At 72.0% G+C, this 20551-nt stretch carries 20 protein-coding genes; 2 read left to right on the top strand and 18 right to left on the bottom strand.

Going from position 1 to position 20551, the window contains the following annotated elements; all coding sequences use genetic code 11:
• Positions 1 to 37: 37 nt before the first annotated feature.
• The 3 genes from IE170_RS24295 to IE170_RS24285 all read right to left on the bottom strand — a co-directional run bounded on the left by IE170_RS24295 (position 38) and on the right by IE170_RS24285 (position 2829).
• Positions 38 to 646, bottom strand: coding sequence for a vitamin K epoxide reductase family protein (locus IE170_RS24295; RefSeq protein ID WP_189811577.1), 609 nt, complete (start codon positions 644 to 646; stop codon positions 38 to 40).
• 199 nt (positions 647 to 845) lie between these two features.
• Positions 846 to 2105, bottom strand: a complete 1260-nt coding sequence (hisS, locus tag IE170_RS24290; RefSeq protein ID WP_189811576.1) for a histidine--tRNA ligase — start codon at positions 2103 to 2105, stop codon at positions 846 to 848.
• Positions 2106 to 2115: 10 nt separating this feature from the next.
• Positions 2116 to 2829 (bottom strand): MBL fold metallo-hydrolase, encoded by a 714-nt coding sequence (locus IE170_RS24285; protein WP_189811575.1) that lies wholly within the window; start codon positions 2827 to 2829, stop codon positions 2116 to 2118.
• A gap of 165 nt (positions 2830 to 2994) precedes the next feature.
• On the opposite strand from IE170_RS24285, the gene IE170_RS24280 reads away from it, so the two are divergent.
• Together IE170_RS24280 and IE170_RS24275 are read left to right on the top strand one after the other, a co-directional pair.
• Positions 2995 to 3777: a peptidylprolyl isomerase gene (locus tag IE170_RS24280; RefSeq protein ID WP_189811574.1), complete on the top strand. Its 783-nt coding sequence runs from the start codon at positions 2995 to 2997 to the stop codon at positions 3775 to 3777.
• Positions 3778 to 3967: 190 nt separating this feature from the next.
• Entirely contained in the window at positions 3968 to 5197 is a 1230-nt protein-coding gene (locus IE170_RS24275; RefSeq protein WP_189811573.1) for a DUF349 domain-containing protein, read from the top strand.
• 110 nt (positions 5198 to 5307) lie between these two features.
• Here the strand turns inward: IE170_RS24275 and IE170_RS24270 are convergent, their stop codons facing one another.
• From IE170_RS24270 to pgsA, 15 genes are all read right to left on the bottom strand, one after another.
• Positions 5308 to 7755: a RelA/SpoT family protein gene (locus tag IE170_RS24270; RefSeq protein WP_189811572.1), complete on the bottom strand. Its 2448-nt coding sequence runs from the start codon at positions 7753 to 7755 to the stop codon at positions 5308 to 5310.
• A 247-nt stretch (positions 7756 to 8002) separates the two neighbouring features.
• On the bottom strand, positions 8003 to 8554 hold the full coding sequence (locus IE170_RS24265) for an adenine phosphoribosyltransferase (RefSeq protein WP_189811571.1): 552 nt from the start codon (positions 8552 to 8554) through the stop codon (positions 8003 to 8005).
• Positions 8551 to 9612 (bottom strand): protein translocase subunit SecF, encoded by a 1062-nt coding sequence (gene secF / locus IE170_RS24260; protein ID WP_189811570.1) that lies wholly within the window; start codon positions 9610 to 9612, stop codon positions 8551 to 8553. Before secF ends, IE170_RS24265 begins: the two co-directional genes overlap by 4 nt.
• Positions 9613 to 9615: 3 nt before the next feature.
• Positions 9616 to 11397 carry a protein translocase subunit SecD gene (gene secD / locus IE170_RS24255; RefSeq protein ID WP_189811569.1) on the bottom strand — a complete coding sequence of 594 codons (1782 nt, stop codon included), beginning with the start codon at positions 11395 to 11397 and terminating at the stop codon, positions 9616 to 9618.
• A 150-nt stretch (positions 11398 to 11547) separates the two neighbouring features.
• On the bottom strand, positions 11548 to 12018 hold the full coding sequence (gene yajC / locus IE170_RS24250) for a preprotein translocase subunit YajC (RefSeq protein WP_189811568.1): 471 nt from the start codon (positions 12016 to 12018) through the stop codon (positions 11548 to 11550).
• A gap of 164 nt (positions 12019 to 12182) precedes the next feature.
• Positions 12183 to 13241, bottom strand: coding sequence for a Holliday junction branch migration DNA helicase RuvB (gene ruvB, locus IE170_RS24245; RefSeq protein WP_189811567.1), 1059 nt, complete (start codon positions 13239 to 13241; stop codon positions 12183 to 12185).
• 43 nt (positions 13242 to 13284) lie between these two features.
• Positions 13285 to 13914, bottom strand: a complete 630-nt coding sequence (ruvA, locus tag IE170_RS24240; RefSeq protein WP_189811566.1) for a Holliday junction branch migration protein RuvA — start codon at positions 13912 to 13914, stop codon at positions 13285 to 13287.
• Entirely contained in the window at positions 13911 to 14441 is a 531-nt protein-coding gene (gene ruvC, locus IE170_RS24235) for a crossover junction endodeoxyribonuclease RuvC (RefSeq protein ID WP_189811565.1), read from the bottom strand. Before ruvC ends, ruvA begins: the two co-directional genes overlap by 4 nt.
• A 121-nt stretch (positions 14442 to 14562) precedes the next feature.
• The gene (locus IE170_RS24230; RefSeq protein ID WP_189811564.1) at positions 14563 to 15315 is read right to left on the bottom strand and encodes a YebC/PmpR family DNA-binding transcriptional regulator; all 753 of its coding nucleotides are present in this window, start codon (positions 15313 to 15315) and stop codon (positions 14563 to 14565) included.
• Between the two features lie 57 nt (positions 15316 to 15372).
• Positions 15373 to 15966 carry a pyridoxal 5'-phosphate synthase glutaminase subunit PdxT gene (gene pdxT, locus IE170_RS24225; RefSeq protein WP_189811563.1) on the bottom strand — a complete coding sequence of 198 codons (594 nt, stop codon included), beginning with the start codon at positions 15964 to 15966 and terminating at the stop codon, positions 15373 to 15375.
• A gap of 12 nt (positions 15967 to 15978) precedes the next feature.
• A complete protein-coding gene (gene pdxS, locus IE170_RS24220) occupies positions 15979 to 16890 on the bottom strand; it encodes a pyridoxal 5'-phosphate synthase lyase subunit PdxS (protein ID WP_189811562.1) in 912 nt (303 codons plus the stop codon).
• Positions 16891 to 17039: 149 nt separating this feature from the next.
• The gene (locus tag IE170_RS24215) at positions 17040 to 17579 is read right to left on the bottom strand and encodes a LemA family protein (RefSeq protein ID WP_189811561.1); all 540 of its coding nucleotides are present in this window, start codon (positions 17577 to 17579) and stop codon (positions 17040 to 17042) included.
• 70 nt (positions 17580 to 17649) lie between these two features.
• The gene (locus IE170_RS24210; RefSeq protein ID WP_189811560.1) at positions 17650 to 18819 is read right to left on the bottom strand and encodes a glycosyltransferase family 4 protein; all 1170 of its coding nucleotides are present in this window, start codon (positions 18817 to 18819) and stop codon (positions 17650 to 17652) included.
• Complete coding sequence (locus IE170_RS24205) at positions 18816 to 19721, bottom strand: phosphatidylinositol mannoside acyltransferase (protein WP_189811559.1); 906 nt, start codon at positions 19719 to 19721, stop codon at positions 18816 to 18818. Before IE170_RS24205 ends, IE170_RS24210 begins: the two co-directional genes overlap by 4 nt.
• Positions 19721 to 20383, bottom strand: a complete 663-nt coding sequence (gene pgsA, locus IE170_RS24200; RefSeq protein WP_189811558.1) for a phosphatidylinositol phosphate synthase — start codon at positions 20381 to 20383, stop codon at positions 19721 to 19723. Before pgsA ends, IE170_RS24205 begins: the two co-directional genes overlap by 1 nt.
• Between the last annotated feature and the right edge of the window lie 168 nt (positions 20384 to 20551).

Genomic DNA, 20551 nt, shown 5'->3' with positions numbered 1-20551 from the left:
GGAAGCCTAAGCGCTCCCGCCGACAGGCCGGGCGGGCTCAGGAGGTCCAGAAGTCCCACCAGCGGGTCAGGATCAGCATGCCGATGATCCCGATGTGCAGCACGGGCAGCACCCAGGTGAACTCGTCGAGGAAGTTCCGCAGCCAGGCCGGTGCGGGCAGCAGCCCCTCGCGGACGTTGTGCGCGGTGACGTACCAGAACATCAGGATGGTGGCGGCCCAGGCCAGGCAGCACCACAGGCAGAGCGCGCTGATGCTGTACAGCGACTGGTACGTCAGCCAGGCGCAGAAGACGACGCCGAAGAGGGTGCCGGCGTTGAAGGTGAGCCAGTACCAGCGCCGGAAGCGGGCCCCGGCCAGGATGCTCATGCCGACGCAGACCACGATGCCGTAGGCGACGAGGCCGAGCATGGGGTTCGGGAAGCCGAACACCGCCGCCTGCTCGCTCTTCATGATGTTGCCGCAGGAGACGATGGGGTTCAGGCTGCACCCGGGCGTGAAGTTCGGGTCCTCCAGCAGCTTGAACTTGTCGATCGTGATCACCCAGGCCGCCAGCAGCCCGGCCGCGCCGGTGATCACCAGCAGCCAGGCCAGGGCCCTGCTCGCGCCGACGGTCCGCACGGTCGTGTCGCCTGTAGTCGTCGTCATGCGCTGCATTCTGCCGCACGGTCCTGTGGGGCCTGCCGGGCGGTAACCGCGTGCGGCCGCCGGTCGTTGTCCGGTCAGCTGCTCCCCGACGGTGCGGGGATGACCCGGAGATGTACGCCTTCGAGACGAACGGCGGCGCCTGCTCCCCGCACTCGCGGGGTTCGAGGCCGGACGGTGTCCGCCGTCCGGCCTCGACACATCACGCGAGCTTCGCGCGCACGCTCTCGACCAGGGCGTCCAGCGGCACGGCCGTCTGCTCGCCGGACTCCATGTCCTTGAGCTGGACGACGCCCTCGGCGAGGTCGCGGTCCCCCGCGACGACGGCGAAGCGGGCGCCCGAGCGGTTGGCGTCCTTCATGGCGCCCTTGAGGCCCTTGCCGCCGTACGACATGTCCGCGGACACACCGGCCCGGCGCAGCTCGGTGACCAGGCCGAACACGGTCGGCTTCGCGTCGCCCAGCGCGACGGCGAAGACGTCGGTGCTCCGTGCGATGTCCAGCTCGACGCCCTCGGCCTCCAGGGCCAGGACGGTGCGGTCGACGCCGAGCGCCCAGCCCACCGACGGCAGTGCCGGGCCGCCGATCATCTCGGACAGGCCGTCGTAGCGGCCGCCGCCGCCGACCGCGGACTGCGAGCCCAGGCCGCCGTGGACGAACTCGAAGGTGGTGCGGGTGTAGTAGTCCAGGCCGCGGACCAGCTTCGGGTCGTCCTCGAAGACGACGCCCGCCGCGGTGACCAGCGCGCGCACCTCCTCGTGGTACGCCTTGCACCCGTCGCAGAGGTAGTCGCGCAGCAGGGGTGCGTCGGCGAGCTGCTTCTGGACCTCGGGCCGCTTGTCGTCGAGGACCCGCAGAGGGTTGATCTCGGCGCGGCGGAGGGTCTCCTCGTCCAGGTCGAGCCCGCGCAGGAACGCCTGGAGGGTCTCGCGGTACGCGGGACGGCACTCCTTGTCGCCCAGGGAGTTCAGCAGGATCCGGAAGTTCTTAAGCCCCAGCGAGCGGTAGGCCTGGTCGGCCAGGATGATCAGCTCGGCGTCCAGGGCGGGGTCCTCGGCGCCGATCGCCTCGGCGCCGACCTGCGAGAAGTGGCGGTAGCGGCCGGCCTGGGCGCGCTCGTAGCGGTAGTACGAGCCGGAGTAGTAGAGCTTGACCGGCAGGTTGCCCTGCTTGTGGAGGTTGGCCTCCAGGGCCGCGCGCAGCACGGACGCGGTGCCCTCGGGGCGCAGCGCGAGCTTGTCGCCCCCGCGGGTCGTGAGGGTGTACATCTCCTTGGACACGATGTCCGTGGACTCGCCGACGCCACGGGAGAACAGCTCGACGTTCTCGAAGCCGGGGGTCTCCACGTACCCGTAGCCGGAGTTGCGCAGGGGCGCGGCGATGGCCTCGCGGACCGCCAGGAACTTGGCCGAGCGGGGCGGAATCAGGTCGTACGTGCCCTTGGGGGCCTTGAAGGTGCTCACGAAAGTCTCGTCACATTCCTCGTCGTGGAGCGGCCGTGGGGTCCGCTGCCAGGCCGGCGGCGACCTCCCGCAGGTACGGGTTGGTCGCGCGCTCGCGGCCGATGGTGGTCTGGGGACCGTGGCCGGACAGCACCACGGTCGAGTCGTCGAGGGGCAGGCACACGCGGGCCAGCGACTCGAGCATCTCGGCGTGGGAGCCGCCGGGCAGGTCGGTGCGTCCGATGGAGCCGGCGAAGAGGAGGTCGCCCGAGAAGAACACCGGCGGGATGTCCGCCTGCTCGGGCATCCGGAAGGTCACCGACCCCTTGGTATGGCCGGGCGCGTGCGCCACCGTGAAGTCGAGGCCGGCCAGTTTCAGCCCGGCGCCGTCGGTGAGCTCGCGGACGTCGTCCGGCTCGCCGATGGTCAGCTCGCCCATGAGCGGCATCCCGATGGAGCGGCCGAGGGCCTTCTCCGGGTCGCTCATCATGTAGCGGTCCTCGGGGTGGATCCAGGCCGGCACGTCGTGCGCTCCGCACACCGGGACGACGGAGGCCACGTGGTCGATGTGGCCGTGGGTGAGGACGACGGCCACGGGCTTGAGCCGGTGCTTGCGGAGGGTCTCCTCGACGCCCTGGGCCGCCTGGTGGCCCGGGTCGATGATCACGCACTCCTCACCGGCGGCGGGGGCGACCACGTAGCAGTTGGTCCCCCAGGCCCCGGCGGGGAACCCGGCAATCAGCACGTTCGTCCTCATTCTTCGTCCGGCGGGAGCTGCAGCTGCGGTGGTTGTCCGCCAATGCTGCTGCTCAGAGCCTACCGGCGCGGCTCGTTCCACAGCGAACCCATATACGGTACGGCCATACCGTGCCCGGACAGCGGTACCAGACACGCACAAGGAGACGACCCGGTGGTCACGAGCGATCAGCGGCGGCGACAGCTCGCCAGGGAGAAGTTCGAGCGTCAGCAGAAGCGGCGCGCCGAGGCCCGTCGCAAGGCGCGGCAGCGGGCGGTCATCGCGGGCGCGGCGGCGGCCGTGGTGGCCGCGACGCTGGTCGGCCTGGTGGTGGGCGGGGTGTTCGACTCCGGCAAGAAGGACAATGCCGCCGACCCGGCGGCGGACCCGACGGCGTCGGCGAGCCCGAAGGCCTCCCCGGCGCCCGCGATGGCGATCGACCAGAAGGCGAAGTACACCTTCGCGCTGAAGACGAGCGCGGGTGAGGTCAAGGTCGAGATGGACGCGGCCAAGACTCCGGAGACCGTCAACTCGTTCAAGGCGCTGGCGGACAAGGGCTTCTTCGACAACACGAAGTGCCACCGCCTGACCACCTCGGGGATCTACGTGCTGCAGTGCGGCGACCCGGAGGGCACCGGCATGGGCGGCCCGGGCTACACGATCGCGGACGAGAACCTGGACGCGCTGGGCAAGCCGAACGAGCAGGGCCAGGTGGTCTACCCGGCGGGCACGGTGGCGATGGCGAACACCGGTCGGCCGCACAGCGGCGGCAGCCAGTTCTTCCTGGTCTACAAGGACAGCCCGCTGGCGCCGTCGTACACCCCGTTCGGCAAGATCGACGCGGGGGGCATGAAGGCGCTGGAGGAGGTCGCCAAGGCGGGCACCGCCGACGGCGGCCAGGACGGGGCCCCGAAGACCCCCGTGACCATCGAGAAGGGCACCGTCACCCGGAACTGACGGGGGCGGCGGCGCCGCGTCCGGCCGGCCCCGCGCCCGTGCGGCGATATTGCGTCGTGCGGGATGCGGACAGCCGGCCCGGCGGTCGCCTATGTTGGCGTTGTGCAGGGCGGGTGCTGCCCGCCCGAGGAAACTGTGGACGATGCCCAGGGGGCGACCCCCTTTGCAGGCATCAGGTGGAGGAGGCGCTGTGAGCAGCGACCCGTGGGGCCGCGTCGACGAGACGGGCACCGTGTACGTGCGTACTGCCGAGGGGGAGAAGGTCGTCGGCTCGTGGCAGGCGGGCACCCCCGAGGAGGCCCTGGCCTACTTCGAGCGCAAGTACGAGGGCCTGGTGGTCGAGATCGGCCTCCTCGAGCGGCGGGTGCGGACCACCGATCTGTCCGCCAAGGACGCGCAGACGGCGATCGACCACCTGCGCACGCAGGTCGACGAGCACCACGCCGTCGGCGACCTGGACGCGCTGCGCGTCCGGCTGGACAAGCTGGTCGCGACGGTCGAGGCGCGGCGCGAGGAGCGCCGGGCGCAGAAGGCCAAGCAGGCGGACGAGGCCCGCACGGCCAAGGAGGCCCTGGTGGCCGAAGCCGAGGAGCTGGCGCAGAGCGACCAGTGGCGTTCGGCGGGCGAGCGGCTCCGCGCCCTGGTGGACACCTGGAAGGGCCTGCCGCGGCTGGACCGCAAGTCGGACGACGAGCTGTGGCACCGCTTCTCGCACGCCCGCTCCGCCTTCTCCAAGCGCCGCAAGGCGCACTTCGCCGCGCTGGACGCGCAGCGCGAGGACGCCCGCAAGGTGAAGGAGAGGCTGGTCGCCGAGGCGGAGGCGCTGTCGGGGTCGACGGACTGGGGTCCGACGGCCGCGCGGTACCGGGAGCTGATGGCCGACTGGAAGGCGGCGGGCCGGGCGCAGCGCGAGGCCGAGGACGACCTGTGGAACCGTTTCCGCGGTGCGCAGGACGTCTTCTTCGCGGCGCGCAGCGAGGTGTTCGCCGAGCGCGACGCCGAGCAGGTGGAGAACCTCAAGCTGAAGGAGGAGCTGGCCGAGGAGGCCGAGAAGCTCGTCCCGGTGACGGACCTGAAGGCGGCCCGGGCCGCGTTCCGGTCGGTCAACGAGCGCTGGGAGGCCATCGGCCACGTGCCGCGGGACGCCCGGGCCAAGGTCGAGGGCCGCATGCACGCCGTCGAGCGGGCGATCCAGGAGGCCGAGGAGGGCGAGTGGCGCCGGACGAACCCGGAGGCGCGGGCCCGTGCGGCCGGCCTGACGGGCCAGCTCCAGGCGGCGGTCGACAAGCTGCGCGCGGAGGTCGACGCGGCGCGTGCGGCGGGCAACAACGCGAAGGCCGACAAGCTTGCGCGTGAGCTGGAGGGCCGCCAGGCGCTGCTGGACCAGGCGCTGAAGGGCCTGGAGGAGTTCGGCGGCTGAGGCCTGCCGGGCCCAGGGGCCTTCGGCCCCGGCCGGAACGGCGGGAGGGCCCCGGTACGCGGCGCGTACCGGGGCCCTCCGTGTGTCCGGGGCTCTCCCGCCGGCCGGGTCTACGGCCTGCGGGCCGAGGTGACGCGGTAGACGTCGTAGACGCCCTCGACGCCGCGCACGGCCTTCAGGACGTGTCCCAGGTGCTTCGGGTCGCCCATCTCGAAGGTGAACCGGGAGGTGGCCACCCGGTCGCGGGAGGTCTGGACGGCCGCGGAGAGGATGTTCACGTGCTGGTCCGACAGGACCCGGGTGACGTCCGAGAGCAGGCGGGATCTGTCCAGGGCCTCGACCTGGATGGCGACCAGGAAGACCGAGGACTGGGTGGGCGCCCACTCGACTTCGAGGATCCGCTCGGGCTGCTGGGAGAGCGAGTCCACGTTGACGCAGTCTGCGCGGTGAACCGATACGCCACTGCCGCGGGTGACGAACCCGATGATCGGGTCGCCGGGGACGGGGGTGCAGCAGCGGGCGAGCTTGACCCACACGTCGTCGACGCCCTTGACGACCACGCCGGGGTCGGCGCTGCCGCGCCGCTTCGTGCGGGCCCGGGAGGGCGGGACGCTCTCCTCGATGTCCTCGTTGGCCGCTTCCTCGCCGCCGAGGGCCTGGACGAGCTTCTGGACGACGCCTTGCGCGGCGACGTGGCCCTCGCCGATCGCGGCGTACAGGGACGAGATGTCGGGGTAGCGCATCTCGTGCGCGAGGGTGACGAGGGAGTCGCCGGTCAGGATGCGCTGGATCGGCAGGTTCTGCTTGCGCATGGCCCGTGCGATGGCGTCCTTGCCGTGCTCGATGGCCTCGTCGCGGCGCTCCTTGGAGAACCAGGCGCGGATCTTGTTGCGGGCGCGCGGCGATTTGACGAAGCCGAGCCAGTCGCGGGACGGTCCGGCGCCTTCGGCCTTGGAGGTGAAGACCTCGACGAGATCGCCGTTGTCGAGGGTGGACTCCAGGGGGACGAGGCGGCCGTTGACGCGGGCGCCTATGGTCCGGTGGCCGACCTCGGTGTGGACGGCGTACGCGAAGTCGACGGGGGTGGCCCCGGCGGGCAGGGCGATGACGTCGCCCTTCGGGGTGAAGACGAAGACCTCGTTGCGGGAGAGGTCGAAGCGCAGCGAGTCGAGGAACTCGCCGGGGTCCTCGGTCTCCTTCTGCCAGTCGAGGAGCTGGCGCAGCCAGGCCATGTCGTTGACGGTGTCCTGTCCGGCGCTGCCCTTGGCGGCCTGCGGGACGTCCGTGCGGATCTTGGATGCTCCGGCGACGGTCTGCTGCTTGTACTTCCAGTGCGCGGCGATGCCGTACTCGGCGCGGCGGTGCATGTCGAAGGTGCGGATCTGCAGTTCGACGGGCTTGCCGCCCGGGCCGATGACCGTCGTGTGGAGCGACTGGTACATGTTGAACTTGGGCATCGCGATGTAGTCCTTGAACCGCCCCGGAACCGGGTTCCAGCGGGCGTGGACGGTGCCCAGTGCCGCGTAGCAGTCGCGGACGGTGTCGACGAGGACGCGGATGCCGACCAGGTCGTAGATCTCCGCGAAGTCGCGTCCGCGGACGATCATCTTCTGGTAGACGCTGTAGTAGTGCTTGGGGCGGCCGGTGACGGTGGCCTTGATGCGGGCCGCTCTGAGGTCGGTCTGCACCTCGTCGATGACGACGGCGAGGTACTCGTCCCGCTTGGGGGCGCGCTCGGCGACCAGCCGGACGATCTCGTCGTACATCTTGGGGTAGAGGATCGCGAAGGAGAGGTCTTCCAGCTCCCACTTGATCGTGTTCATGCCCAGGCGGTGGGCGAGCGGGGCGTAGATCTCCAGGGTCTCGCGGGCCTTCTTCTCCTGCTTCTCCCGCTTGAGGTAGCGCATGGTGCGCATGTTGTGCAGGCGGTCGGCGAGCTTGATGACGAGGACGCGCGGGTCCTTCGCCATGGCGACGACCATCTTGCGGACGGTCTCGGCCTGCGCGGCCTCGCCGAACTTGACCCGGTCCAGCTTGGTGACGCCGTCGACGAGGAGGGCGACGGCGTCGCCGAAGTCGCGCCGCAGGTCCTCCAGCCCGTAGTCGGTGTCCTCGACGGTGTCGTGGAGCAGGCCGGCCATCAGTGTGGCCGGGTCCATGCCGAGTTCGGCGAGGATCGTGGTGACGGCGAGCGGGTGGGTGATGTACGGGTCGCCGCTCTTGCGCTTCTGGCCGCGGTGCCAGCGCTCGGCGACCTGGTACGCCTGCTCGATCTGGCGCAGCGTGGCCGTCTCGATCTTCGGGTCGTTGCTGCGGACGATGCGCAGGAGGGGTTCCAGTACCGGGTTGTACGGGTTGGAACGCTGGACGCCGAGGCGGGCGAGCCGGGCCCGGACGCGGTTGGACGACCCTGCGGACTTCGCCGGCGCGGGCCTGGTGTGCGCGGGCTTGGCGGGCTTCGCGGGCGGCGCCGGCGGGGGCGTGGCGGGGGGCGCCGCGGCACGGTCGGCCTTCGGGTCGGGCTGCGCGGCGGAGAGTGGCTGGACCTCGTCTGGCAAGAGCGCTCCTCTGGGCGTCCCCCCGGGCGGAGTCCGGGGGAGGATCCGGTGCCCCGGTCAGGTCCGGATAACCAATGGTAGCGAGGGTTCCGCCGGCCCGTTCCCCGGGCCGTTCCCCGGCCCTTCCCCGGTCTGTACGGCGGACCCCCTGCCCGGGGCGGAGCCGCCCGGAAACGGCGGAGCGGCGGGTTCCCCGGGGAGGTCCGGGAAACCCGCCGCTCGGCGGGCCGGGGGCGTACTGCGCCCGTCAGACGGTGATCAGCGCGTCCAGCGGTGCGCCGGCCAGGCCCTCCGCCAGCCGCGCGCGGCCGGGCAGGAAGGACAGCTCCATGAGCACCGCCACACCGGCGACGTCGGCGCCGGCCCGGCGGATCAGCGACAGCGAGGCCTCGGCGGTGCCGCCGGTGGCCAGGACATCGTCGATGACCATGACCCGGTCGCCGGGCTTCAGGTCCTCGGCGTGCACCTCGATCTCCGCGGTGCCGTATTCCAGCTCGTACGCCTGTGCCAGCGTCGCGCCCGGCAGCTTGCCGGCCTTGCGGACCGGGACGAAGCCGACGCCCGCCTGCACGGCGACGGGGGCCGCGAGGATGAAGCCGCGCGCCTCCAGGCCGACGATCTTCGTGGCGCCGTAGCGGGCGGCGAGGCCCGCGAGGGTGTCCGTCAGCGCGGCGAACGCCTGCGGGTCGGCCAGCAGCGGCGTGATGTCCTTGAATACCACGCCCGGCTTCGGGTAGTCCGGGATGTCCTTGATCCGGGCGAGCAGCAGCTCGCGGACCTCGGGCGCCGCCGGGCTCACCGGCGCCGCTCCGCCCGGCCCTGCGCCACGATCTGCGGGGCCTCGTCGGAGCCGTACGCCTGCTCGTCCTCGGCGGAGCCGCCCTTGGCCGCGCCCGCGGCCCGCTTGGCGAGGACCCGCTTGCGCAGCGCCTTGATCGCCGGCTCGCGCTCCTTGAGGTCGACGACCAGCGGGGTCGCGATGAAGATCGAGGAGTACGCGCCGGCCGCGAGGCCGACGAACAGCGACAGCGAGATGTCGTTCAGCATGCCGGCGCCCAGGAAGCCGCCGCCGATGAACAGCAGGCCGGCGACCGGCAGCAGTGCGACGACCGTGGTGTTGATGGAGCGGACCAGGGTGCCGTTGATGCTGCGGTTGGCGACCTCGGCGTAGGTGTAGCGGGTCTGCTTGGTGATGTCCTTCGAGCTCTCCTTCAGGCCGTCGAAGACGACGACGGTGTCGTAGAGGGAGTAGCCGAGGATGGTCAGCAGGCCGATCACGGTGCCCGGGGTGACCTCGAAGCCGACGAGCGCGTAGATGCCGACGGTGATGGTGAGGTCGTGGACCAGGGCGATCAGCGCGGCGACCGCCATCCGCCACTCGAAGGCGATGGCGAGGTAGATCACCACGAGGATCATGAAGACGCCGAGGCCGGTCCAGGCCTTGTTCGCGATCTGCTCGCCCCAGCTCGGGCCGACCAGGTCCGCGTTGATGTCCTGCTCCGGCATCTTCAGGCCGGTCGCCAGCTCCTTCTTGACGTCGGCCGCGGAGTCGGTGTCCAGGCTGGCGATCTGGATGCGCAGCGTGCCGTTGCCGAGCTTCTGGACGATCGCCTCGTGGCCGGAGGCCTCCTTGGCGAGCTCACGGGCCTTGGTGTCGGAGACGGTGGTCTTGCCGGTCGTGAAGACGGCACCGCCCTTGAACTCGATGCCCATGTTGAGGCCCTGGACGGCCAGGGCCACGATCGCCGTGATGGTGATCAGGATGGAAACGCCGTACCAGACGAAGCGCTTGCCGACGAAGTCGTACCCGACCTCGCCGCGGTACAGCTTGGCGCCGAGATCTCCCAGCTTCGACATCTCTCACGCCTCCTTTGCGTCGACGGGAGCGGTGACGGGGCCGGTGCGGCGGGACCGGCGCAGCGGCGGCTTGGCGCCGAGCCGCTTCGGGTCGAGTCCGGACCAGGGGTGACCGCTGGAGAAGAACTTCGTACGGGCCAGCAGCGTCATGATCGGCTTGGTGAAGAGGAACACCACGACCACGTCGAGCAGGGTGGTCAGGCCGAGCGTGAAGGCGAAGCCCTGCACCTTGCCGACGGTGACGACGAACAGCACCGCGGCGGCCAGGAACGACACGAAGTCGGACACCAGGATGGTGCGCCGGGCGCGCGGCCAGGCCCGCTCCACGGCGGGTCGCAGGGTGCGGCCCTCGCGGATCTCGTCGCGGATGCGCTCGAAGTACACGATGAACGAGTCCGCGGTGATGCCGATCGCGACGATGGCACCGCAGACGGCCGGCAGGTTCAGCGCGAAGCCGATCGCCTTGCCGAGCAGCGCCATGAGCGTGTACGTGAGGATCGCGGAGACCAGCAGGCTGACGATGGCGATCAGGGACAGGCCCCGGTAGTACACGAGCAGGTAGACGACCACGAGGAACAGGCCGATGGCGCCGGCGATGAGGCCGGCCTTCAGCTGCTCGCCGCCGAGCGCGGCGGTGACGGTGGTGACGCTGTCCTCCTGGAAGGACAGCGGCAGGGCGCCGTAGGAGAGCATGTTGCCCAGGTCCTGCGCGGACTGCTGGGTGAAGCCGCCGGAGATCTCGGCGTTGCCGCCGGTCAGCGCCTGGCTGACGGACGGGTCGGAGATGACCTGGCCGTCGAGCACGATCGCGAACTGGTTCTGCGGTGCCTGCTTGGTGGCGAGCTCACCGGTGATCTTGGCGAACTTGTCGGCGCCCTTGTCGGTGAACTCCATCGTGACGATCCACATGCCGCGCTGCGGGTCGACGACGCCCTTGGCGTCCTTGACGTCCGTACCGGCGACACCCGCCGGGCCGAGGATCCACTTGCCCCAGGCGTCGCCGCGCTGGCCGCAGGCCACCGTCGGCTCCTCGGGCTTGGCCTCCTTGCCGGCGGTGGCGCGCTGCGCCTCGTCGGTGCAGTCCAGGGCGGCGAACTTGGCCTGGAGGCCCGCCACGGCCGCGTCCGCGCCCGACGGGGTCGGGGCGGGGGACGGGGCGGCCTTGTTGTCGTCTGCCTTCTTCGACTCGCTCGCCGAGGGCGAGGGAGAGGCCGTAGCGGCGGGGGCCTTGAGGGCCTCGCTGAGCGCACGGCCCTGGGAAGTGGCGCTGGACGACGGGGTGGCCGACGCGCTGGGCTTGGAGCTGCCCTCGGCCTTGGGGGCGCCGGAGGGGCTGGCGGACGGGCTCGGCGCGGTCTCGGGCGCCGCCGGGGCGCCGTCGGCGAACGCCAGGACCGGTCGGAAGTAGAGCTGGGCGGTGGTGCCGACCTGCTCGCGGGCCTGCTTCTCGTTCGTCCCCTTGGGGATGTTCACGATGATGTGGTCGCGGCCCTGGGTCTGGACCTCGGCCTCCGAGACGCCGAGACCGTTGACGCGGCGCTCGATGATGCCGACCGCCGTGTTCATGTTGGTCTCGTTGATCGCGTCCGGCTTGCCCGGCTCGCTCTTGGCCTTGAGCGTGATGCTCGTGCCGCCCGCGAGGTCGATGCCGAGCCGGGGCGTCGTCTGCTTCGTGAGGAACATCCCCGCGGTGAGCGCCACCATCGCGATCAGGATGACCGCCAGGGCGCGCCCCGGCCTCCCCTGCGCCCCCGTGGGCCGCCGGCCCTTCTTCGGTGCTGCCACCTTGTCGTATCTCCCTGTCCAACCGTCCCGCGCCGGGTCAGCGCGCGGACGGCCACGAAATGTGTGGTGGGGACCCCTGCCCCCCGCAGAAGTGTCACAAGCGGGACCGCGCGGCCGCCGGTCGGGCGGTCCCGCGGTCCCGGCCGCGCGTTACTTCGCGCCGCCCTCGCCGTCGCCCTTGCCGTCGGCGTCCTTCTTGCCCAGGTCGAGCTTGGGCTCCTCGGCGGCATCCTTGTCGGCCTTCTCGGCCTGGCCGGCCTCCGGGGCCTCGGCCCCGTCCCGGGTCAGGGACGAGATGTCGTCGGGGACGACGGGCGAGTCCGCGTCGGCCGGGGCCGCGGTGCCGTGGACGATGCGGTTGTACTCGTCGTCCTCCAGAACCGCCGCGATGGCCATCTTCGCGTAGATCGCGTGGACGCCGGGGGCCACCTCGAGGGTGACGGTGTCGTCGCCGAGCTCCTTGACCGTGGCGTACATGCCGCCGATGGTGCGGATGCCGGTGCCGGGCGTCATGGTGTCGCGCATCTGCGCGGCCTGCTGCTGCTTCTTCTTCGCGGAGCGCGTCATCAGGAACATCGCCCCGATGAGCACAATGAACGGGAGGAGGGTCACGAGATTCACGGGACGGAGATCCTTCGCACGACCGCTCGGGAGACGGCCTTTTTCTACGGGGGTGGGCACGCCGACCCGAAGGGTCGGCATCGGCGGAGTCTAGGCGAGTCCGCACCGATGGAACAACGCCCAGCATGGCACCGCAGTTCCCGGCCGGGCCAACCTCCGCGCCGTCACACTCCGAACAGGCCCTGCTGCCCCGCCGATCCGGTCACGCCCTGCTGCGGCGGGACAAGTCCCAGGTGAGCCCATGCGGCGGGGGTCGCGACCCGGCCGCGGGGGGTGCGCGCGAGGAGGCCCTCGCGGACGAGGAACGGCTCGGCGACCTCCTCGACGGTCTCGCGCTCCTCGCCGACGGCGACGGCGAGGGTGGACAGGCCGACGGGACCGCCGCCGAACAGCTTCAGCAGGGCCTCCAGCACGGCCCGGTCGAGCCGGTCCAGGCCGCGCCCGTCGACCTCGTACACCTGCAGGGCGGTGGCGGCCACCTCGCGCGTGATCACCCCGTCGGCCCGGACCTGGGCGTAGTCGCGGACGCGGCGCAGCAGTCGGTTCGCGATGCGGGGGGTGCCGCGGGAGCGGCCCGCGATCTCGGCGGCGCCGGCCGGGTCGATCTCGACGTCGAGGAGTCCGGCGGAGCGGCGGATGACCCTTTCGAGCTCCCCGGGGGCGTAGAACTCCATGTGCCCGGTGAAGCCGAAGCGGTCGCGCAGCGGCGGCGGGAGGAGGCCTGCCCGGGTGGTCGCCCCGACGAGGGTGAAGGGGGGCAGCTCCAGGGGGATCGCGGTGGCGCCGGGGCCCTTGCCGACGATGACGTCGACGCGGAAGTCCTCCATGGCCATGTAGAGCATCTCCTCGGCGGGCCGGGACATGCGGTGGATCTCGTCGAGGAAGAGGACCTCGCCCTCCTGGAGGGAGGAGAGGATCGCGGCGAGGTCGCCGGCATGCTGGATGGCCGGGCCGGAGGTGATCCGAATCGGGGCGCCCATCTCCGCCGCGATGATCATCGAGAGGGTGGTCTTGCCGAGGCCGGGGGCGCCCGAGAGCAGCACGTGGTCGGCGGTGGCCCCGCGCTGCCTGGCCGCCTTCAGGACGAGGTCCAGCTGCTGGCGGACCTTCTCCTGGCCCACGAACTCGCCGAGGTCCTTCGGCCGCAGGGCCGCCTCGACGGCGGTGTCCTCGCCGTCCGCAGCCGGCGCGACAATGCGGTCGGTCTCGTCGTCCCAGTTCACGGTGTCAGTCTGCCTTCTCGGTTCGTACGGGGGCTGCGGCCGGTCAGCGCGCGCGGTTGAGGGACTGCAGGGCGGCGCGCAGCAGCTGCGGGACGGGCGCGGAGCCGTTCTCGGCGATGGCGGCCTCGGCCTGCGGGGTGACGGCGGCGACCGCCTCCTCGGCCTCGCGCGGGGCGTAGCCCAGCCCCATGAGCGCGGCGGAGAGCTGCTCGGTCCAGGGGGCGGGGCCGGCGGCGGCGCGCTGGGCGCCGACGAGGGCCCCGGTGCCGGCGGGGGCGCCGAGCTTGCCCTTGAGTTCGAGGAGGAGCTTCTGGGCGCCCTTCTTGCCGATGCCGGGGACGGCCGTGAGGGCCTTCTCGTCGCCGGACTCGACCGCGCGGCGCAGCGCGTCGGGGCTGTGGACGCCGAGCATGGCCTGGGCGAGGCGCGGCCCGACGCCGCTGGCGGTCTGGAGGAGTTCGAAGACCTGCCTCTCGTCGTCGTCGGCGAAGCCGTACAGGGTGAGGGAGTCCTCGCGGACCACCAGGGAGGTGGCGAGGCGGGCGGGCTCCCCGATGCGCAGGCCGGCGATGGTGCCCGGGGTGCACTGCACGGCCATGCCCACTCCCCCGACCTCGACGACGGCGAGGGTGGGGGTGAGGGCGGCGACCGGGCCGCTGACGAAGGCGATCATCGGGTTCGGCCTTTCGGGGTGTGCAGGGCGACCGCCTGCTGGAGGCGGTTCTGGGCGGGTGCCCGCCAGATGTGGCAGATGGCGAGCGCGAGGGCGTCCGCCGCGTCGGCCGGCCTGGGCGGGGCGGCGAGCCGCAGCAGCCTGGTGACCATGGCGCCGACCTGGGCCTTGTCGGCCCGGCCGGATCCGGTGACGGCGGCCTTCACCTCGCTGGGGGTGTGCAGGGCGACCGGTATGCCGCGGCGGGCCGCGCAGAGCATGGCGACGGCGCTGGCCTGGGCGGTGCCCATGACCGTGCTGACGTTGTGCTGGCTGAAGACCCGCTCGACGGCGACGACTTCGGGCCGGTGCTCGTCGAGCCACTGCTCGATGCCGCGCTCGACGGCGACGAGCCGGTCCCCGAGCTCCGCGTCGGCCGGGGTGCGGACGACGCCCACCCCGCGCATGGTCAGGGCCCGGCCGGCGACGCCTTCGACCACGCCGACGCCGCAGCGGGTCAGTCCCGGGTCCACACCGAGTACGCGCACCGCACCCCCCTCCTCGGATCCACCTGTCGGTGCAGGCTACCGGGTGGCACCGACAACGCGGCGGGCCGACGGGGTGTGTCCCCGTCGGCCCGTCTCACCTGCGGTGGGAGGTGGACGCCGGTCAGGCGTCGACCTTCTCCATGACCTCGTCCGAGACGTCGAAGTTGGCGAAGACGTTCTGGACGTCGTCGCTGTCCTCCAGCGCGTCGATCAGCTTGAAGATCTTGCGCGCGCCCTCTTCGTCGAGCTCGACCTGCATGGTCGGGACGAAGCTGGAGTCGGCCGAGTCGTAGTCGATGCCCGCCTCCTGGAGCGCGGTGCGGACCGCGACCAGGTCGGTGGCCTCGCTGATGATCTCGAACGTCTCGCCGTTGTCGTTGACCTCTTCGGCGCCGGCGTCGAGGACCGCGCCGAGGACGTCGTCCTCGCTCAGTTCGCCCTTGGGCAGGATGATGACGCCCTTGCGGTTGAACAGGTACGAGACCGAGCCCGGGTCGGCCATGGAGCCGCCGTTGCGGGTCATGGCGACGCGGACGTCGGAGGCGGCGCGGTTGCGGTTGTCGGTGAGGCACTCGATGAGCACCGCGACGCCGTTGGGGCCGTAGCCCTCGTACATGATCGTCTCGTAGTCCACGCCGCCGGCTTCGAGGCCGCCGCCGCGCTTGACCGCGGAGTCGATGTTCTTGTTAGGGACCGACTGCTTCTTGGCCTTCTGGATGGCGTCGAAGAGCGTCGGGTTGCCCTCGGGGTCGGCGCCGCCCATGCGGGCCGCGACCTCGATGTTCTTGATCAGCTTCGCGAAGAGCTTGCCGCGCTTGGCATCGATCACGGCCTTCTTGTGCTTCGTCGTAGCCCATTTAGAGTGGCCGGACATCCGCCTGTCTCCTTCGCGTAACCAATGGTGTTCGCTCCTGATCCTACCGGGAGCCGCTCACAGCCCCGTGCGCACCATGTCGACGAAGTAGGCGTGCACGCGGTCGTCCCCAGTCAGCTCCGGGTGGAACGACGTGGCCAGTACGTTGCCCTGGCGGACGGCGACCGTGTGGCCGTCGTACGTGGCCAGGACCCGCACCTCGGCGCCGACGGACTCCACCCAGGGGGCGCGGATGAAGACTCCCTCGACGGGTCCGCCGTCGATGCCGGCGAAGTCGATCGACGCCTCGAAGGACTCGTTCTGCCGGCCGAAGGCGTTGCGGCGGACGATCATGTCGATGCCGCCGAGCGTCTCCTGGTCCTCGCGGCCGTCGAGCAGCTTGTCGGCGAGCATGATCATGCCGGCGCAGGTCCCGTACACGGGCATGCCGCCGCGGACGCGCTCGCGCAGCGGCTCCAGCATGCCGAAGAGGACGGCGAGCTTCGACATGGTCGTCGACTCGCCGCCGGGGATCACCAGGGCGTCGACCTCGGCGAGCTCCTCGGGACGCCGGACCGGCCTGGCCACGGCGTCCGCCGCGGCCAGGGCGATCAGGTGCTCCCGTACGTCGCCCTGGAGGGCCAGGACACCGATGACGGGGGTGTTGTCCATGGTCGTGGCGCCTTACCAGCCGCGGTTGGCGTAGCGCTCGGCCTCGGGCAGGGTGTCGCAGTTGATGCCGACCATGGCCTCGCCCAGGTTGCGGGAGGCGTCCGCGATGACCTTCGGGTCGTCGAAGAAGGTGGTGGCCTTCACGATGGCGGCGGCGCGCTTGGCCGGGTCGCCCGACTTGAAGATGCCGGAGCCGACGAAGACGCCCTCGGCGCCGAGCTGGCGCATCAGGGCCGCGTCGGCCGGGGTGGCGACGCCGCCGGCGCTGAACAGCACCACGGGCAGCTTGCCGAGCTCGGCGACCTCCTTGACGAGCTCGTACGGGGCGCGCAGTTCCTTGGCGGCGGCGAACAGCTCGTTGTTGTCGAAGCCGCGCAGCTTGGCGATCTCGTTCTTGATCTGGCGCAGGTGGCGGACGGCCTCGACGACGTTGCCGGTGCCGGCCTCGCCCTTGGAGCGGATCATGGCCGCGCCCTCGGCGATGCGGCGCAGGGCCTCGCCCAGGTTGGTGGCACCGCAGACGAAGGGGGTGGTGAAGGCCCACTTGTCGGAGTGGTTGACCTCGTCGGCCGGGGTGAGGACCTCGGACTCGTCGATGTAGTCGACGCCGAGGGACTGCAGGACCTGGGCCTCGACGAAGTGGCCGATGCGGGACTTGGCCATGACCGGGATCGAGACCGCGCCGATGATCTCCTCGATCATGTTCGGGTCCGACATGCGGGCGACGCCGCCGTCCTTGCGGATGTCGGCGGGGACCCGCTCCAGGGCCATGACGGCGACGGCGCCGGCGTCCTCGGCGATCTTCGCCTGCTCGGCGTTGACCACGTCCATGATCACGCCGCCCTTGAGCTGCTCGGCCATGCCGCGCTTGACGCGGGCGGTGCCGGTCTCGGGGGTCTGCGGGGTGGAGGGAAGCGTGCTCACGGATGACCTCACTGGAAGGGGAAGACGGGTGCTGCGGTGATGCTCAGCCGAGCAAACCGTCCCCGGCCAGTCCACCGCAAGGGCCAATGAGGAGCCGGTGGCCCCTTTCGACTTGGCCATTGGGTACAAGTGTCCGGGTGTCGGTGGTGCTACGGCCGGTCGGCAAGATCCACCGGGGGTTCGTCGTCCATCTCGAACGCGAGCGGGAACGGCGCGTGCCCGGCCAGCCGGAACCAGCGGACCTTGCGGTGCCGGCGCAGCGCCCGGGCCGCCCGTACGGCGTCGTTGTGGAACCGGCGGGCCATCGGCACCCGCCGCACCGCCGCTGCCAGCTCCTCCGCGGCGGCCTCCCCGCCGGGCGCCTCCCGCACCGCCTCGACCTGGGCGGCGTCGGCGAACACCGCGCGCAGCGCCTGGCTGAGCTCGCTCTCGGCGACCTCGCGGTGCTCCTCGTCGGCCTGGCGGGCGGCGTGCGCGGCCTCGTACAGCACGATCGAGGAGGCCGGGTCGAGGGCGCCGGAGGCCGCCACCTCGATGACCACGGAGGCGCGCCGCAGCAGCTGGGCGTCCAGGGCGGCGCGGGCGGCGTCCATCCGCGAGTGGAGCCGGTCCAGGCGTCCGGCGGTCCAGCTCAGGTAGACCCCGATGACGGCGAGGGCCAGGGCGGTCCAGACAAGGGTTTCGATCACGGCCCGCGACTCTACCGCCCGCGGCGGGCAGCACGGCCGGGGGCCGTGCTGCCCCGGCGGCCCGCGGGCGTCAGGCGGAGGTGTCCCGGGTCAACCCGAGGCGGGTGCGCAGCGGCGCCCGCTCGTCGGCGGCCACCGCGGACGCGCCGTCCGTGACCGTCTCGTACACGGCGAGGATGTCCGCGCCGACCGTCGACCAGTCGAAGCGCCGCACGTGCGCGGAGCCGCGCGCGCTGAGCTCCGCCCGGCGCGCCGGGTCGCGCAGCAGGGCCACGGCGGCCGCGGCGAGCGCGCCGGCGTCCTCGTTCGCGAACAGCTCGCCGGCCGCTCCCTGGTCGAGGACCTGGGCGAAGGCGTCCAGGTCGGAGGCGAGGACGGCGGCGCCCGCCGACAGGGCCTCGACGAGGATGATGCCGAAGCTCTCGCCGCCGGTGTTGGGGGCGACGTAGACGTCGACGCTGCGCAGCAGGCGGGCCTTGTCCTCGTCCGAGACCATGCCGAGGAACTCGACGCGGGAGCGGAGCTCCGGCGGCAACGAGGCGACGGCCTCCTCCTCGTCGCCGCGGCCGGCCACGAGCAGCCGGACGTCGGGGCACTCCCGGGCGATCTCCGGGAAGGCCGCCATCAGGACGGGCAGCCCCTTGCGGGGCTCGTCGATGCGGCCGATGAACCCGAGGGTCCGCCCGCCCCACTCGGCCTTGGGCTCGGCGGAGGCGAAGAAGTCGACGTCCACTCCGTTCGGGATCACCACGGCGTCGCCGCCGAGGTGCTCCACGAGCGTGCGCCGCGCGTACTCGCTGACCGCGATCCGCGCGCTGATCTTCTCCAGCGCGGGCTGGAGGATCGGGTAGGCGGCGATCATCGCCCGGGACCGGGGGTTGGAGGTGTGGAAGGTGGCCACGATCGGCCCCTGGGCGGCCCAGCAGGCCAGCAGGCCCAGGGAGGGCGAGGCCGGCTCGTGGATGTGGATGACGTCGAAGACGCCCTCGTGCAGCCATCGGCGCACCCGCGCGGCCGACAGGAACCCGAAGTTCAGCCGGGCCACCGAACCGTTGTACGGCACCGGGACGGCCCGCCCGGCCGAGACCACGTACGGCGGCAGCGGGGTGTCGTCGTCCGCCGGGGCCAGGACGGACACCTCGTGGCCGAGGCGGATGAGGTGCTCGGCGAGGTCCCGGATGTGGAACTGGACGCCGCCTGGTACGTCCCACGAGTACGGGCAGACGATGCCGATCTTCACGGGGAGCGCTCCTCCAGGTCGTCCAGCCACAGCCGCTGGAGCATGTGCCAGTCCTCCGGGTGGTCGGCGATGCCCTCCGCGAAGGCGTCGGCCACCGCCTGCGTCATCGCGGCCGTCTTCTGCACGCGGTCGCCGGATTCGGGCACCTCGACCTCGGGGTGGATCCGGATGTGCATCTGCGGGCTCTCGCCGTAGTGCAGGGTCGCGGGCAGCAGCGCGGCGCCCGTCTGCTGGGCGAGCAGGGCCGGCCCGGCCGGCATCCGCGCCGCCGCTCCGAAGAACTCCACCTCGACGCCGGACGCGGACAGGTCGCGGTCGGCGACGAGGCACACCAGGCCGCCGGAGCGCAGCCGCCGCGCGAGCACGCCGAACGCGGCCCCGCCGCTGTGCGGGAGGACCTCCATGCCGAGCCCCTCGCGGTAGGCGACGAACCGGTCGTAGAGGGACTCGGGCCGCAGCCGCTCGGCGACGGTGGTGAACGGGACGCCCAGGTGGCCGGTGACCCAGGCCCCGGCCAGGTCCCAGTTGGCCAGGTGCGGCAGCGCGACGACGACCCCGCGGCCGGAGGCGAGGGCCTCGCGCAGGATGTGCCCGTCCTTCGTCACCACGTCGGTGCCGAAGCGCCGCGGGTCCATCGCCGGCAGCCGGAACGACTCCATCCAGTACCGCATGTACGAGCGCATCCCGGCCCGCGACAGCTCGCGCAGCCGCTCCGGCCCGGCATCCGGCACCACGCGGGCCAGGTTGGACTCCAGGCGCAGCACGCTCTTGCCGCGGCGGCGCCAGACCGTGTCCGCGATCCGCCGGCCGAGCGCCGCGGCGGCCGGCTCGGGCAGCTTCTTCACTCCGGCCCAGCCGAGGCCGTACAGGCCGTCGACGAGCCGCTCCCGGTAGCCCCCCATCAGGCGGCGCCCGGCTCGGAGGCCGCGGCCGCGTCGGCCTCGGCCGCCTCGCGGCGCACGGTGACGACCCGCTGCACCAGGGTGACCAGCGAGCCCGCGGCGACCGCCCACAGCGCGACCGGCAGCAGGACGCCCAGCCACGAGGGCGCCCCGAAGACCTGCAGCCCCGACAGTCCGGCGGCCACCAGCGTCAGCACCAGGCGCTCGGCACGCTCGACGAGGCCGTTGACGGCCACGGGCAGCCCGATGGACTCGCCGCGGGCCTTGGTGTACGAGACGACCTGGCCGCTGGCCAGGCAGAAGATCGCCACCGCGCACAGCACGTTGTCGCTGCCGGAGCCCGCGTACCAGAGCGCGAGGCCGCCGAAGATCGCCGCGTCGGCCACCCGGTCCAGCGTGGAGTCGAGGAAGGCTCCCCACCGGCTGGACACCCCGGCCTGGCGGGCCATGTTCCCGTCGACGAGGTCGGAGAACACGAACAGCGTGATGGTGATCGTTCCCCAGAAGAACTCGCCCCGGGGGAAGAAGACCAGCGCGCCGGCCACGACTCCGGCGGTGCCGATCAGCGTGACCGCGTCCGGGCTCACCCCCCGCCGGAGCAGAAAAGCGGCGAATGGCGTGAGAACACGCGTGAAGAACGCACGCGCGTACTTGTTCAGCATGGCCTTCCCGGAGGGTCGCTGGGCCGCACGGCCCCTACGGCCACCGGCTGGCCCATCGTAGCCAGCGCCCCGGGGCCGCACGCCCGCGCACCCGCGGTTCGCCCCGCACAATCGGCCCGTCACCGGCCGTCCGCGCCGGAGCCGCCCCCCGGACCCGTGCGGGGTACT

Source organism: Streptomyces toxytricini, from assembly GCF_014649915.1.
Taxonomy (GTDB): domain Bacteria; phylum Actinomycetota; class Actinomycetes; order Streptomycetales; family Streptomycetaceae; genus Streptomyces; species Streptomyces toxytricini.
The sequence above is the reverse complement of the archived record's forward strand: the minus strand, read 5'-3'. Positions and strand labels throughout refer to the sequence as shown.